Origin of the sequence: Candidatus Epulonipiscium viviparus (assembly GCF_030708075.1) — a bacterium.
GTDB lineage: Bacteria > Bacillota > Clostridia > Lachnospirales > Cellulosilyticaceae > Epulonipiscioides > Epulonipiscioides viviparus.
In genome coordinates, this window is the sequence record NZ_CP117982.1 from 1,871,495 (window position 1) to 1,886,584 (window position 15,090).

Below are 15,090 nucleotides of genomic sequence, written 5' to 3' on the forward strand. Positions count from 1 at the left end.
AGCCACATACTCTGGATTATATGTAGAATATATAAAATTAGTTATTTTTTTTTCAAGGGATAATATTAACATACTTTTGAGCAAAATTCAATTATGAGGAAAAATTAGGGTAGTTTTGATTAGAGAGGTTGACACAATAAAAAAAAAGAGTAAAATTAAGAAAGTTAGATGAAAGGAGACTATAATGAAAGAACAATTAGAAAATATAAAAAAATTCAGGCAACAAATGAAATAGAAACGTCAAAAACTGTGAGAGAACTCGAAGATATCAGAGTTAAATATTTAGGAAAAAAAGGAGAATTGACAGCAGTACTGAAAAGTATGAAAAACCTGTCAAAAGAAGAGCGTCCAATTGTAGGACAAGTGGCAAACGAAATTCGCGAGGCATTAGAAGCTGCATTGAAAGACAAGAAAGTTGCACTCGAAAAATTAGAACAAGATCAAAAAATAGCTAATGAAGTGATAGATATTACGCTTCCGGCAAAAAAAGTAGCAATAGGAAAAATGCATCCTCTGGATAAAACGTTAGAAGAGTTGTCTAATATATTTATTGGGATGGGATATGAAATCGTATCTGGGAGAGAAATTGAAAGCGGATATTACAATTTTGATGCATTAAATTTGGGGAAAGAGCATCCGGCGCGTGATGAGCAAGATACGTTCTATATAACAGCAGATACAATGCTAAGGACCGCAACATCGCCAGTGCAAGTTCATACAATGGAGAACCAAAAGCTTCCTATTAGAATGGTAGCGCCAGGAAAAGTGTATCGATCCGATGAAGTGGACGCAACACACTCGCCAATTTTTCACCAAATAGAAGGGTTGGTAATAGATAAAGATATTACCTTTGGAGATCTAAAAGGAGTACTGGCAGAATTTGCGAAAAAATTCTTTGGAGATAAAGTAGAAGTAAAGTTTAGACCACACTATTTTCCGTTTACTGAGCCAAGTGCAGAAGTGGATGTAACATGTGTAATGTGTGGAGGAAAAGGTTGTTCAGTATGTAAAGGAGAAGGATTTATAGAAATTTTAGGATGTGGAATGGTGCATCCAAATGTGTTAGAGATGTCGGGAATTGATAGTAGCAAATATCAAGGATTTGCATTTGGGATGGGAATTGAGAGATTGACGATGTTAAAATATAATATTAATGATATAAGATTATTTTACGAAAATGACGTAAGATTTTTGGATCAATTTTAAGAAATAACGAAATATACAGTTGCGGAAGAAAGCAACAAATTGGAGGAAAACATGAACGTACCAATGTCATGGCTAAAAGAGTATGTAAATATTGACGCAGACATAAAAACTTTTGTTGATAAAATGACTCTTACAGGTTCTAAAGTAGAAAAAGTAGAAGAAAGTGGAAAAGATATTACAAATGTAGTTGTAGGAAAAGTTGTTGCAGAAGAGAAACATCCGGATGCAAAAAGACTGCGCGTCATGAAATGTGATATAGGAGCAGAAGTGATACAAATCGTAACTGCAGCGACAAACTTGCAAGTGGGAGACGTTGTTCCGGTGGCATTAGCAGGGGCAGACCTAGCAAATGGATTAAAAATTAAGAAAAGCAATTTGAGAGGAGTAGAATCTAACGGAATGTTTTGCTCTGTGGAAGAGTTGGGTTTATCCAAAGAGCAGTTTCCGGACGCACCAGATGATGGGATCTATATATTTTTGAATCCAGAAAACATGAAATTGGGAGAAGATGCGAAGCCATACTTTGGATTGGGAGAGCAAGTTGTAGAATACGAAATTACGTCTAATAGATCTGATTGCTTTAGTATTTTGGGAATAGCAACAGAAGTGGCAGCAACCTTCGATACAGCATTTATGTTTCCTAAAATAGAAGTAGCAGAAACGAAAGAAGATGGCACAAAGCTAGCCAAGATTGCGATTGCATCGCCAGAACTGTGTAATAGATATGCAGCAAGAATTATTAAAAACGTAAAAGTAAAGAGTTCTCCGAAGTGGCTACAAGACAAATTGATATCGGCTGGGTTGAGACCGATAAATAATATTGTAGACATCACAAATTTTTTATTGCTAGAGTTTGGGCAACCAATGCATGCGTTTGATTATGATAAGTTGGCAGGGGCAGAAATAAACGTTCGACTAGCGAAGAACGGCGAAGAGATGACAACATTGTTGGGAGATACGATAAAACTGGATGATACAATGTTGATAATCGCAGATGCAGCAAAGCCTGTCGCAGTAGCAGGAGTTATGGGTGGCGAAGATACAAAAGTTACAGAAGAAACAACAACAATATTGTTTGAATGTGCAAACTTCAACGCGTTTTCGGTGCGACAAACTTCCAAAAAACTGGGAATAATGAGTGATGCGTCTAAAAAATATGTAAAAGGCATAGATCCAGAAATAATTTCTTGTGCACTCGACCGTGCGGCACAGCTAATAAATATGACAGAAGCTGGAGATGTGTTAGCAGGAGTTATAGATATTTATCCTGTTCCAAGAGAGCCGATTACAATACCATATGATGTGGAATGGATTAACTCATTTTTGGGCATCAAAATTTCGAAAGCAGAGATGGAAGCAATATTCAGACGAGTGAGATTTGTGGTAAATGCAGATGGAACAGTAACGATTCCGACAACTAGACCGGATGTAACAATGAAAGCAGATTTGGCAGAAGAAGTTGCTAGAATATATGGATATGACAAAATTCCGGTAACATTAGAAAGAGCGACACCAACAGTGGGAGGAAAAACGTACGAGCAAAAAGTAGAAGATAAGATTAAAGAAACGCTTCGAAATTGTGGAGCATATGGAATTCGCACCTATACAATAGAATCGCCAAAAACATTTGATAAATTGGGAATTGACTCGGAGCTAAGAGATGCCGTCGTGATTCAAAACCCATTGGGCGAAGACTTTAGTATAATGCGAACTACCACTGCAAATGCGATGTTAAACGCACTCAGTTTGAATAATAGTAAGCGCAACGAATCTGCCGCGTTATATGAAATTGGGAAAGTTTTTTTTAAGGCAAAAACGGAATTGGAATTGCCTAGTGAAGTAGAAAAAGTGACGGTAGGATTGTATGGACCAGAGGCAGACTTCTTTGATATAAAGGGCATTGCAGAAACGCTTATAAAAGCACTGAATATTAAAGACGCATCGTATGATAGGAACCAAGAATTGGCATTTATGCATCCAGGGAGATGTGCAAACCTGTTGGTAGGAAATAAGATTGTAGGATTTTTGGGTGAAGTGCATCCGGAAGTATTGAAAAGCTATGGATTCAGTCAAAAAGTTTATATAATGGAATTAGATTTGAGAACGTTAATCGATGTTGCGCAAACCGAGCGAGTGTATAAGCCGCTTCCAAAATTTCCAAGTATGACAAGAGACTTAGCAGTGATAGTGAGTCGAGAAGAGTTAGTTGGAGATATGATCAAATTGATAAATCAGCGTGGTGGGAAAATCCTTGTGGGCACAGAATTATTTGATGTGTATGAAGGGGAGCAAGTTGAAACGGGACAAAAATCTGTAGCATTTAACTTGGTATTTAGAGCTAAAGATAAGACATTAACCGATGAGGAAGTAAGTAAAAGCATCAAGAAAATTTTGAATGGATTAGAAACTAATTTTGCCGCGAAGTTAAGAGCATAAGTTGAAGCCTCTCTAGTGATAGGGGGGCCATTTTATTAAACTTTTAAAAATTATTTTTGTGAGAGGTTTATGAAATATAAAAAATGTCAACACTATAATTTAGTGAGCAAAAGAAATATAAGCTTACTCAATAGTGAAATATGAAAAGGTTTAAAAAATATAACAAAATAAGAGCTTCAAAAGTTTCGATAGAGGTATTAGTGTTGGAAAGAAGTTAAGGAAAAACTTTGATATCTTTTATAAGTGGAACTAGCTCACCCCTTGCTTATGTGGATGAATTAAAATATAATCATAATGATATTAATATTAATTAAAAGGGGGTATTGTAAATTGAGTTCATCTAGGCTAAAACTACATGGATTTAATAACCTAACCAAAACTTTAAGTTTTAATATGTATGACATTTGTTATACAAAAAATGAAGCTGACCGAACCGCGTATATTGAATACATTGATGAACAGTATAATGCAGATAGACTGACACATATATTGACAACGGTGACAGAAATTATAGGAGCTAACGTCTTAAATATTGCAAAACAAGACTACGAACCGCAAGGAGCAAGTGTGACAATTTTAGTATCAGAAGGTCCTGTAAATGCAAGAGAGCAAGAGATTCAGGTACACACAGCATCTCCGGGACCAATCCCAGGTGCAATAGCAGCTCATTTGGATAAAAGTCATATAACTGTGCACACATATCCGGAATACCATCCACATGAAGGAATAAGTACATTTAGAGCAGATATTGATGTATCTACATGTGGCGAGATTTCACCCCTAAAAGCGCTTAATTATTTGATACACTGTTTTGATGCAGACATAATGACGATAGACTATCGTATTCGTGGATTCACAAGAGATATCACCGGCAAAAAGATGTTTATTGACCACAAAATTAATTCGATACAGAACTACATTCCAGATGATGTGATTAATATGTATAATATGATTGATGTGAATATCTATCAAGATAAAATTTTTCATACTAAATGCAAGCTTAAAGAATTTGACTTAGATAATTATTTATTTGGTTATACAAAAGAAGAGCTACACCCGGGGCTGCGTCGAGAAATAGCAAAAAAAGTTAAGAGAGAAATGGACGAAATTTTTTATGGTACCAACGTAAAAGACGCCATGTTCAAGATAGATGAATCATAACAAAACCCCCCTACTTAGAGGGGTACTAGATTATGTGCAAACAGAGCCGACCTGCTTTGATGTTCCGGGGCATAAGATGGGAAAAGGCATAACACATTTACCAGATTTGTGGGGAGAAATGGTATTAAAAATGGACATAAACTCTTCACCAGCAGTGGATAATCTGGCAAATCCAAAGAGTATTATTAAAGAGGCAGAAGTTTTGCTAGCAGATGCGTATGGGGCCGAGTTTGCATATATGTTAGTAAACGGATCAACCAGTGGTGTAATAGCTATGATTATGAGTGCGATATCATTTGGGGATAAAATAATTTTGCCTCGAAATGTTCATAAATCTGCGATAAACGCATTAATTCTCTCGGGAGGCATTCCAGTTTTTATAGATTCTGAAATTGATGAACAATTAGGGATATCAAATGGAGTAACACTAAGTAAGATAGCCCATGCGTTGGATTTAAATCCGACAGTGAAAGCGGTATTTGTATTGCACCCAACATATTTTGGTGTAACATCAAACCTAAAAAGCATAATAAAATTTTGTCATGAGCGAGGCATAGCGGTTTTGGTGGATATGGCACATGGGGCGCATTTTGGATTTTCGGAATATACACCTGTAAATCCAGCAAGGCTAGGAGCAGATCTTGTAACAACGAGTATGCATAAAACGGGAGGAGCACTCACTCAAACTTCTATAATTTTGCAAAATACAGGATTAATTACAAAAGAGAAAGTGCGATGCGCAATTAACTTATTGCAAACGACATCGGCATCATACTTATTGATGTGTTCGATAGATGAAGCGAGAAGGATGCTTGTGATAGAAGGAAAAGAGCGGCTAGATGCATTATATAAAATAGCTGCAAAGGCAAAAGCTGAAATAAACAGGATGAACGGACTTAGTTGTCTAATGCGGGAAGAATATGTTGAAGCAAAAGGAGTCTTTGATTTCGATGATTTAAAAATGGTTATTTCTGTAAAAGAGCTTTCAGTATCAGGATTTTTTGTATATGCATTATTGAAAGAAAAGTATAATATTCAAATTGAATTAGCAGAACCATTTGTGATCCTTGCAATTATTTCGTTTGGAGATACAGAACAAACAGTAAATAAATTAGTAACTGCACTTGCCAATATAAGTGAGTTATACTATAAAAAAGATAAAGGGAGCAAAAATACAATTCACTTTAATGAGTTTCCCAAAACAATTCTTTCTCCAAGAGATGCGTACTATTACGCCAAAAAAGAGGTTGACATAAGACAGGCAGTGGGTCAAATATGTGGAGAAGTTGTAATGATTTACCCTCCAGGGATACCAATAATTATTCCGGGAGAAAAGATTAATCGAAAGCTCATTGACTATTTTCTGTACTTAATGCAAGAAAGTGTTATGATTTTGAAGGATAGTGAAGTTGTAGAGAATATATTAATAATAGATAAAAATTTGGAGGAAAATTCTATGGATTTATGGTATACAGAAAATCATCAAAACGATACAAAGTTTTCTATTCAGGTAAGCGAACATATTCATACAGAGAAAAGTGAATTTCAAGAAATAGACTTTTTTAAAAGTAAAACCTTTGGTACGTTTTTTACATTAGATGGGCTTATGATGGTAACTGAAAAAGATGAGTTTATTTACCATGATATGATTGTGCATGTGCCTATGGCAGTTAATCCCGACGTTAAGAAAGTGTTAATAATTGGCGGAGGAGACGGAGGAACAGCGCGTGAAGTTTTGAGATATAGCAGTGTGGAAAAAGTAGATATGGTAGAAATAGATGAAAGAGTAGTGCGTTTATGCCAAAAATATTTGCAGCAAACAGCTTGTAAGTTGGATAATGATGTGCGTCTCAAGATGTATTTTGAAGATGGATTAAAATTTGTTCAAGAATGTGCAGATAATAGCTATGATTTAATTTTGGTAGACTCGACAGATCCAATAGGACCAGGAGAAGGGCTATTCACATATGCTTTTTATAATAACTGCAAGAGAATTTTGACAAAAAATGGTATATTAATTAATCAACATGAGAGCCCGTACTATGAAAGCTATGCTCATGAGATGCGTCGTTCATCGAAGAAAATTCGCGAAACATTTCCGATAGCAAAGGTGTATCAATTTCATATGCCGACATATCCATCTGGACATTGGTTATTTGGATTTGCGTCTAAGGAATTAGATCCTATTGTAGACCTAAAGGCAGACAAGTGGAATAGTCTGGGGCTAAAAACTAAATATTATAATACGAATTTGCACGTGGGATCGTTTATGTTGCCAACATACGTAATAGAAATGTTAGAGGATACTGCAAATGTTTGATATGATAAAGGGGCCGAAATTTATTTCATGTGAAGCTGAAGTTGAAGATGCGGAGATTGTAATATTTGGGGCACCATTTGATGGAACGACATCATTTAAACCGGGAGCGCGTTTTGGGCCTATGGCTATAAGAGGAGATTCATTTGGGTTAGAGACATATTCACCGTATCAAGACGAAGATTTGGAAGATAAAAGAATAGCAGATGTGGGAGATTTGGATTTTCCGTTTGGAAATCCAGAGCGAGTTTTGCAAAACATTAATAAATTTACATCTAGCATATCTGGAAAAAAAACATTAATGTTAGGTGGAGAACACTTAGTAAGTTTGGGAGTAATTGAGGCGTTAGCAGAGCAATATCCAGATATGTGCATAGTTCATTTTGATGCGCACACAGACTTGAGAGAAGAATATTTGGGTGAGAAACTCTCTCATGCTAGTGTTATAAAGAGAGCATGGGATATTTTAGGAGATAAACGAATTTTTCAATTTGGAATACGTTCTGGAACAAAAGAAGAATTTGAGTTTGCTAAGAGACATACTTATTTAAATAAATTTAATGCTTCTATGATTAAAGAAGTTTTACCTCAATTGAAAGGAAAGAAAATTTATCTTACAATTGATTTAGATGTATTAGACCCTTCTATATTTGCAGGAACAGGAACACCGGAGCCAGGTGGTGTGAGTTTTAACGAATTTTTAGAAAGTCTATTATGTTTAAAAGGTCTGGATTTTGTTGGAGCTGATATTGTGGAGCTTGCACCGCACTATGATCAAAGTGGGGTATCAACAGCAGTGGCGTGTAAAGTTGTAAGAGAAGTTTTGCTTATGTTATGAAAATATCGGCACGAGTACAAATTCAGAAAAAAATTAAATTTTTGCGAAAAATGAGAAAGAATATATCAAAGGGACGCTATCCAAAAGGACTATATTTTTTGTGTACAGCAAGAGATAACGTGCAAACATTGGAAATAATTCAGGGTAAATTTTTAAATGAGAGTTATGATGAGTGTTATTTGATAGGGTTAGCCAAAAGTAAGAAAATTATATTAGAATATTTAGTAAATATTATTGATGAGATCTATAATAAAGGAACAGTATCTTTGAAACAGTTAAAGGAGAAGGAAAGAAGTTTATGGTAATTTTACAATTGACGGGAAGTATTCTTTTTATTCTGCTGACTGTGATAATATTAATTTTATTTTTGCCGAATAAGTATGTTATTTATATGGAAAATTGGGAACAATTATTATTGAAGATTAAGTTTATGCTTTGGAACTTTATTAAAATACAATTTGAATATATTAATAAAAAAGTGTTATTTGAAGCTTATGTATTTAATAAATTAGTGTATCCATCATCGAAAGAAAAAAAGAAGAAAAATAAAAGATTTGGTGTTGACTTAAAGGCAAAGAAAACTAAGAACAATGTGGAGAAAACACAATCTGAAAAAACGCTTAAAGCGAATGTAGCGTCATCTGGAAAAACGCCTAAAGCGAATGTAGCGTCATCTGAAAAAACATCTAAAGCGAATGTAGCGTCATCTGAAAAAACGCCTAAAGCGGATGTAGCGTCATCTGAAAAAACGCTTAAAGTGAATATGGCAGATACTGGAAAATACAAGACTTTTATAAAGGGAATTAAAACTGAAGTTGAAATGCCAAAGCCTGTAGAGAATTGTGTGTATCAAGTTGGTGAATTAGATAAGGAATTTCAGCAAGTATTTGCAATAGATGAAGAGTTTATAAGCAATATGGATTTTTCATTAACAAAAGAGTTTGAGATTGTGTTTAATTATAATTTAACAGAGGAATTTGATAGAGAATTCAATTCTACTTTTAGTATTATATTTGATGATACTGAGAGTAGGGACAAAAGAGAAGCTAAAGCGAAAAAAGTTAAAGACAATGCTGAAAAGACTGATTACAAAAAAGTTTTTAGTACTATAAAAAATAGTGAATATAGACACGATGCGGTATCGAGATTTGTAACAGCATTGAAAAAAACGATAAAAGCGACAGCTCCAGACAAATTTCAGTTTGAAGTGGAAGTAGGTGCAAAGTCAGCAGCAACAACGGGAGAAATTATCGGTGCTTGCGCTATGTTTTATCCTTATTATGCTCCGTATGGAACAATTAATGGAAATTTTAGTGATGAAGTTCTTAAAGGTGATGCTTTTATAAAGGGGCAATTTAATGTTGCGACACTGATGTTGATAATGTTAAATCTTATAGTGTATAAACCGTTTAGAATTTTTACGCAAGAGATTTTAGATAGTATGAAACCAGAGAAGAAAGAGGAATCAAATGATGACAGAAAATAATATTGGAAGTTTGTTAAAAGATTTGGAACATTTTATTACGACTAAAACTGTGGTAGGAGAGCCAATCCATATAGAGAGTACAATTTTAGTACCGTTAGTAGATGTAAGTTTTGGGCTTGGTATTGGAGGAAATAGCTCATCAAAACTGAAGGAAAAAAATAAGGAAAAAGAAAGATATGTTGATGGACCGATGGGAGCAAATGCAGGAGGTGTGGGCGCAAAAATTTCTCCAAGTGCTGTGCTTGTAATTCAAAATGGAACGACACAGTTGATTAGTCTGAAAAACCAAGATGGGCTTAGTAAGTTATTGGATATGGCGCCTGGAATTGTAGCAAATATTCCGGATGTACTCAATAAATTAAAAGTGAATAAGAAAACAGAACAAACGGTAGAACATAACGTGGATGAAGATGAGGAACTTATATTTTAAAAAAGCTCCGAAAAAAGGAGCTTGTGTGGTGACTAACTAAAAAATCTTTGTAGAAGACCTTGGAAAGCTTTACCGTGTCTAGCTTCATCTTTTGCCATTTCGTGAACAGTATCATGAATCGCATCAAGATTAAGCTGTTTCGCAAGAGTTGCTAATTCTTTTTTACCTGCAGTGGCGCCATGTTCGGCAGCAACACGCATTTCGAGATTTTTCTTGGTAGAGTCGGTTACAACTTCGCCAAGTAGTTCGGCAAACTTTGCGGCATGCTCGGCCTCTTCGAAAGCTGCTTTTTCCCAGTAGACTCCGATTTCTGGATAACCTTCGCGATAAGCAACTCTGGCCATGGCAAGATACATTCCAACTTCACTACACTCACCTTCGAAGTTGGCACGAAGACCGTCGACGATTCGTTGGTCAACCCCCTGAGCTACACCAACAACATGTTCATCTGCAAAAACAAGGCCATTAGTTGTTTCTTGTTTTTTAAACTTACTAGCAGGTGCTTTACAAATAGGGCATTGCTTAGGTGGTTCAGTTCCTTCGTGAATATAGCCACATACAGTACAAATAAATTTTTCCATTTTGATCCTCCTATAAATGTCAATTAATGAGATTTACGATAGCATCTATGAGATGGGTTAGTCAACTATAATTATTATAAGTAGCCTATAATATAAAGTATAAGGCTGATATAATAACAATAGATTTTTTTAGATTAATGAAAGGAAAGGCATGTATCTTACACTATATAGAAAGTACCGTCCACAAAAGTTTTCGGACATGGTTGGGCAGGAGCATATTACAAAAACATTAAAGAATCAAATAAAATTAAATAGAATTGCTCATGCTTATCTTTTTACTGGTAGTAGAGGTACAGGAAAAACTACAGCGGCTAAAATCTTTGCACGAGCAATAAATTGTAAAAATTCAGTTGACGGCAAACCATGTGAAAAATGTGTAGTTTGCAAAGAGATCGCGGAGGGAGCTTTTGTTAATATTATAGAGTTGGATGCAGCATCTCATAATGGAGTCGATGATATTCGCCAGATTAATGAGGAAGTATTATATACACCTGCGGTGGGAGTATATAAAGTATATATTATAGATGAAGTTCATATGCTTTCGCCAGCAGCCTTTAATGCGATGCTAAAAACATTAGAGGAGCCACCGCCATATGTTGTATTTATTTTAGCAACAACAGATCCTCAAAAGATTCCTGCAACAGTTTTATCTAGATGCCAGCGATTTGATTTTAGACGAATTAGTACAAGTGATATCTGTGATTGCTTATTAGACTATATGCAACGTGAAAATATTGAGATAGAAAAAGAGGCAGTAGAACTGATTGCACGATTAGCAGATGGTGGAATGAGAGACGCGTTAAGTATATTAGAACAGTGTATTTCCTTTTATATAGATGAGAAAATCACACATAGTAAAGTGTTAAAACTTGTTGGGGCTGTTGATAACGCTCTACTTTTTGAAATGATGAATGCAGTGATAGAAATGGATGCAGCAAAAGCTATAGCAGTTTGTAATGAGATTAATCAACAAGGCAGAAATATTAAGCAGTTTGCAAAAGATTTGCTTATGCATACCAGAAATTTATTGATAGCAAAAACAACAGAGCAAAAAACTGAAATATTAGATTATACGCAAGAGCACGTTAGAGAATTAACGCAGCAAGCAAATGAATTAGCAATAGAGACTATATTTAGATATATTAAGAATTTTACAGAATTAGATATGGAGATGAAAACTTCGACGTTTCCGAGAATTACACTAGAAGTGGCGGTTATAAAATTATGTACACCAGAGGTTGATTTGTCAAAAGATTCTGTTCTTGATAGAATGCTTTCGATAGAAAAACAATTGGAAGAAGTAAAAAAAAACGGCATTAAAGTAGTGGAGAAGGCTTCCGAGGAAGCTGTAGTAACAGAAATTGAAAGAGTAAAGGCAACGTCTGAAGAATACCAAACTTTCTTGCCAATATGGGAGAAAGTTTTAGCGAAATTGTGGTCATTAACGAGGTCATTATTTGAGGCTGGCACTCTAGAAATGTATGTAGAACATGATGTTATACAAATAGTAGATAGATCATCGCAAAATAATGCAGCTAATAAAAGATCCACATTGGCTGAAGGTGTGTTAAAAGAAATAAGGGATAAAATTATAGAAGTGACAGGTAAAGAATATACTATAAGAGCTATAGATGAAGTAATATATTCGCAAGATTCAGCAGCAGAAATATTATCAATGATTGGAAATAGAGTAAATTACTCAATTACAGCAGTAAAATAGGGAGGAATATAAAATGTCAAAACAAAATTTTGGAATGCCTAATATGGGGCAACTGATGAAGCAAGCACAAAAGATGCAAAAGCAGATGGAAGAAGCACAAGAAAAATTGGCGGATCTGACTGTAACCGCAACAGTGGGAGGGGGCATCGTAGAAGTTGTAGCGAGCGCTAATAAAGAAATAAGAAATGTGAAAATCAAGGAAGAGGCAGTAGATCCAGATGATATTGAAACTTTAGAAGATCTAGTTATGACGGCTGTTAATGAGGCGCTTAGACAAGCGGAAGAATTATCTCAAAAAGAAATGGCTAAAATTACTGGTGGAAATCTGCCTCCAGGAATGGGAGGATTGTTTTAGTGAATAATTATTATGGAAGCAAGATGCTTTCGCTAATTGGAGAGTTATCTAAGCTTCCGGGGATTGGTACAAAGTCTGCAAGTAGGCTGGCATTTTATATAATTTCTATGCCAAAAGATAAAGTAGATCAGTTGGCAAAAGCAATTGTAGAAGCAAAGGAAAATATTCGTTATTGTGAAAAATGCTGTACCGTGACTGATGATGTATTGTGTCCTATTTGTAAAGATGATAGACGAGAAAAGAATCTTATTATGGTAGTAGAGGATTCACGAGATATGGCTGCCTATGAAAAAACAGGTGAATATCGAGGCGTATACCACATATTAAACGGAGCAATTTCACCACTTATGGGAGTTGGACCAAATGATATAAAGGTTAAGGAACTGTTAAGTAGAATAAAAAACGAGAAAATAGACGAGATAATATTAGCAACTAACCCAAATATAGAAGGTGAAGCAACAGCAATGTATATTAGTAAGCTCACTAAACCACTTGGAGTGAAAACTACTAGGATAGCACATGGGGTTCCAGTTGGAGGAGATTTGGAGTATGTAGATGAAGTAACGTTATCACGTGCCTTACAGGGTAGAATGGAAATTTAGAACGTCCTATTAGTGGGCGTTTTTTTATTTATATTCCCTTGCCTTATTAATAAAAAAAAAGTATACTAAAAAAAATTAATAAATGGAAAAGGAAGAAGGAACTATGTTTAAAATTTTATCAAAAATAAAAAAAGTATCAGATATCAAAGAATTAGATACAAAACAGCTAGAAGTTCTTTCGCAAGAGGTCAGGCAATTTTTAATTAGATCTATTTCTAAAACAGGAGGGCATCTGGCATCAAATTTGGGAGTAGTGGAGTTGACACTAGCATTGCATTATGTTTTTGATTCACCAAAAGATAAAATAGTCTGGGATGTGGGGCATCAATCATATACCCACAAAATTTTGACAAGTAGAAAAACAAAATTTAAAACATTAAGGCAATTTGGTGGAATAAGCGGATTTATAAAGCGTCAAGAAAGTCCACATGATATTTTTGAAACGGGGCATAGCTCGACATCTATTTCTGCAGCATTGGGAATTGCAACAGCAAGAGATTTACAAAATGAAAAATTTAATGTAATAGCAGTGATAGGAGATGGGGCCTTAACAGGAGGAATGGCTTTTGAAGCATTAAACAATGCGGGGCGTTCAAATAATAACTTAATAGTGGTGTTAAATGATAATGAGATGAGTATTTCGAAAAATGTTGGAGGCATAAGTAAATACCTTACATCGCTTAGAGCAAATCAAAAGTATCAAAATGTAAAAATAAAAGTGATACGTTGCTTAGAAAAAATTCCTAAAATTGGAGATTCATTAAAAGGAACAATTAAATATACTAAAGATAGTTTAAAAAACATGGTGATTCCTGAAACAATATTTGATCAGATGGGATTTAAATATTTTGGACCGATTGATGGGCATAATGTAGAAGGATTAATTAAAATTTTTTCGCAGGCAAAAACAATTAATGGTCCAATATTAATTCATGTTAATACTATAAAAGGAAAAGGGCATTATTTAGCAGAAAAGGAGCCAGAAAAGTATCATGGGGTTTCTTCAGTTAGGGCTCAATCTGAATATACTTTCTCAGATGCCTTTGGAGACGCTATTGTTGATATAGCCAAAGACGATGATAAGATTGTTGCCATAACTGCTGCAATGACAGAAGGCGTGGGGCTGAAAAAATTTAGTGAGAAATTTCCAAAACGATTTTTTGATGTAGCAATAGCCGAACAGCATGCCGTAACTTTTGCCGCAGGCATGGCTATTGAGGGAATAAAGCCCGTAGTAGCAATATATTCTTCATTTTTGCAAAGGGCATATGATCAAATTTTACATGATTGCGCATTGCAGAATTTACCTGTTGTGTTTGCAATTGATAGAGCTGGGTTGGTGGGAGAAGATGGGCAAACGCATCAAGGAATATTTGATATAGCATATCTTTCGCATATTCCTAACATGACGATTTTGTCACCCAAATATCCAGGTGAAATAAAAAGCGCATTAAAATATGCATTAGTTAAAAAAACACCTGTCGCGATAAGATATCCGCGTGGAAATGTAGAAGAAACAGAATTGAGTGCCGTGATTTATAATCAGGATATAAGTCCGGTAGTGCATATAAAAGGTAAAGATATTTTAATTATGGCAACAGGAAAAGCAACTATTTGGGGATTGGAAGTATGTAAAGAATTGCAAAGCGACCATAATATAATAGCAGGTTTAGTTGAGATTCCTGTTATAACGCCATTAAATGTTGATGTTTTAATTGAATTGGTAAAAGGTTATAGCACTGTTGTGACAATAGAAGATCATGTTTTGACAGGCGGATTTGCTAGCTTGATTATAAGAGCATTGGTGGCTAATGACGTGTCAAAAAAATATATTCAATTTGGCTATGAAGATGGTGTTATAGAACATGGAAAGATAGATGAATTATTAAAAAAATATAATATGTTGCCTAAACAAATGGTAGCAATAATAAATGATAAAATGAACAAGGAAACTTAAA

General features: G+C 35.0%; 12 protein-coding genes and 2 pseudogenes. 13 read left to right on the forward strand and 1 reads right to left on the reverse strand.

Annotated features, from left to right (window positions below; all coding sequences use genetic code 11):
• Window positions 1-184 precede the first annotated feature (184 nt).
• From pheS to PCY70_RS07870, 9 genes and pseudogenes are all read left to right on the forward strand, one after another.
• Window positions 185-1,206: pseudogene (pheS, locus tag PCY70_RS07830) on the forward strand (phenylalanine--tRNA ligase subunit alpha).
• Window positions 1,207-1,257: 51 nt separating this feature from the next.
• Window positions 1,258-3,642, forward strand: a complete 2,385-nt coding sequence (gene pheT, locus PCY70_RS07835; protein WP_305766921.1) for a phenylalanine--tRNA ligase subunit beta — start codon at window positions 1,258-1,260, stop codon at window positions 3,640-3,642.
• A 330-nt stretch (window positions 3,643-3,972) separates the two neighbouring features.
• On the forward strand, window positions 3,973-4,803 hold the full coding sequence (speD, locus tag PCY70_RS07840) for an adenosylmethionine decarboxylase (RefSeq protein WP_010166184.1): 831 nt from the start codon (window positions 3,973-3,975) through the stop codon (window positions 4,801-4,803).
• Window positions 4,793-6,166 (forward strand): annotated as a pseudogene (locus PCY70_RS13815) (aminotransferase class I/II-fold pyridoxal phosphate-dependent enzyme); the annotation flags it as partial. The gene speD and the pseudogene PCY70_RS13815, both read left to right, overlap by 11 nt.
• A 93-nt stretch (window positions 6,167-6,259) precedes the next feature.
• The gene (gene speE / locus PCY70_RS13820; protein WP_305768960.1) at window positions 6,260-7,123 is read left to right on the forward strand and encodes a polyamine aminopropyltransferase; all 864 of its coding nucleotides are present in this window, start codon (window positions 6,260-6,262) and stop codon (window positions 7,121-7,123) included.
• Window positions 7,116-7,958 carry an agmatinase gene (speB, locus tag PCY70_RS07855; protein ID WP_010166188.1) on the forward strand — a complete coding sequence of 281 codons (843 nt, stop codon included), beginning with the start codon at window positions 7,116-7,118 and terminating at the stop codon, window positions 7,956-7,958. The genes speE and speB overlap by 8 nt, the downstream gene beginning before the upstream one ends.
• A complete protein-coding gene (locus tag PCY70_RS07860) occupies window positions 7,955-8,263 on the forward strand; it encodes a hypothetical protein (RefSeq protein WP_010166190.1) in 309 nt (102 codons plus the stop codon). The genes speB and PCY70_RS07860 overlap by 4 nt, the downstream gene beginning before the upstream one ends.
• Window positions 8,257-9,444, forward strand: a complete 1,188-nt coding sequence (locus tag PCY70_RS07865; protein ID WP_305766922.1) for a hypothetical protein — start codon at window positions 8,257-8,259, stop codon at window positions 9,442-9,444. Before PCY70_RS07860 ends, PCY70_RS07865 begins: the two co-directional genes overlap by 7 nt.
• Complete coding sequence (locus tag PCY70_RS07870) at window positions 9,431-9,874, forward strand: spore germination protein GerW family protein (protein ID WP_010166195.1); 444 nt, start codon at window positions 9,431-9,433, stop codon at window positions 9,872-9,874. The genes PCY70_RS07865 and PCY70_RS07870 overlap by 14 nt, the downstream gene beginning before the upstream one ends.
• Window positions 9,875-9,906: 32 nt before the next feature.
• Here PCY70_RS07870 and PCY70_RS07875 read toward each other — a convergent pair whose 3' ends face one another.
• A complete protein-coding gene (locus PCY70_RS07875; protein WP_305766923.1) occupies window positions 9,907-10,455 on the reverse strand; it encodes an NADH peroxidase in 549 nt (182 codons plus the stop codon).
• 151 nt (window positions 10,456-10,606) lie between these two features.
• Between PCY70_RS07875 and dnaX the strand changes: the two genes are divergently transcribed.
• From dnaX to dxs, 4 genes are all read left to right on the forward strand, one after another.
• Window positions 10,607-12,175 carry a DNA polymerase III subunit gamma/tau gene (gene dnaX, locus PCY70_RS07880; protein ID WP_305766924.1) on the forward strand — a complete coding sequence of 523 codons (1,569 nt, stop codon included), beginning with the start codon at window positions 10,607-10,609 and terminating at the stop codon, window positions 12,173-12,175.
• Window positions 12,176-12,188: 13 nt separating this feature from the next.
• Window positions 12,189-12,530: a YbaB/EbfC family nucleoid-associated protein gene (locus PCY70_RS07885; RefSeq protein WP_305766925.1), complete on the forward strand. Its 342-nt coding sequence runs from the start codon at window positions 12,189-12,191 to the stop codon at window positions 12,528-12,530.
• Between the two features lie 23 nt (window positions 12,531-12,553).
• On the forward strand, window positions 12,554-13,132 hold the full coding sequence (gene recR / locus PCY70_RS07890; RefSeq protein WP_044149223.1) for a recombination mediator RecR: 579 nt from the start codon (window positions 12,554-12,556) through the stop codon (window positions 13,130-13,132).
• A gap of 103 nt (window positions 13,133-13,235) precedes the next feature.
• The gene (gene dxs / locus PCY70_RS07895) at window positions 13,236-15,089 is read left to right on the forward strand and encodes a 1-deoxy-D-xylulose-5-phosphate synthase (RefSeq protein WP_305766926.1); all 1,854 of its coding nucleotides are present in this window, start codon (window positions 13,236-13,238) and stop codon (window positions 15,087-15,089) included.
• The last annotated feature ends 1 nt before the right edge of the window (window position 15,090 follow it).

Bases quoted from the DNA above. Each gene is read 5' to 3' on its own strand.
- pheT (WP_305766921.1), top strand. From the start codon at position 1,258: ATGAACGTACCAATGTCATGGCTAAAAGAGTATGTAAATATTGACGCA.
- speE (WP_305768960.1), top strand. From the start codon at position 6,260: ATGGATTTATGGTATACAGAAAATCATCAAAACGATACAAAGTTTTCT.
- speB (WP_010166188.1), top strand. From the start codon at position 7,116: ATGTTTGATATGATAAAGGGGCCGAAATTTATTTCATGTGAAGCTGAA.
- PCY70_RS07860 (WP_010166190.1), top strand. From the start codon at position 7,955: ATGAAAATATCGGCACGAGTACAAATTCAGAAAAAAATTAAATTTTTG.
- PCY70_RS07865 (WP_305766922.1), top strand. From the start codon at position 8,257: ATGGTAATTTTACAATTGACGGGAAGTATTCTTTTTATTCTGCTGACT.
- PCY70_RS07870 (WP_010166195.1), top strand. From the start codon at position 9,431: ATGACAGAAAATAATATTGGAAGTTTGTTAAAAGATTTGGAACATTTT.
- PCY70_RS07875 (WP_305766923.1), bottom strand. From the start codon at position 10,455: ATGGAAAAATTTATTTGTACTGTATGTGGCTATATTCACGAAGGAACT.
- dnaX (WP_305766924.1), top strand. From the start codon at position 10,607: ATGTATCTTACACTATATAGAAAGTACCGTCCACAAAAGTTTTCGGAC.
- PCY70_RS07885 (WP_305766925.1), top strand. From the start codon at position 12,189: ATGTCAAAACAAAATTTTGGAATGCCTAATATGGGGCAACTGATGAAG.
- recR (WP_044149223.1), top strand. From the start codon at position 12,554: ATGCTTTCGCTAATTGGAGAGTTATCTAAGCTTCCGGGGATTGGTACA.
- dxs (WP_305766926.1), top strand. From the start codon at position 13,236: ATGTTTAAAATTTTATCAAAAATAAAAAAAGTATCAGATATCAAAGAA.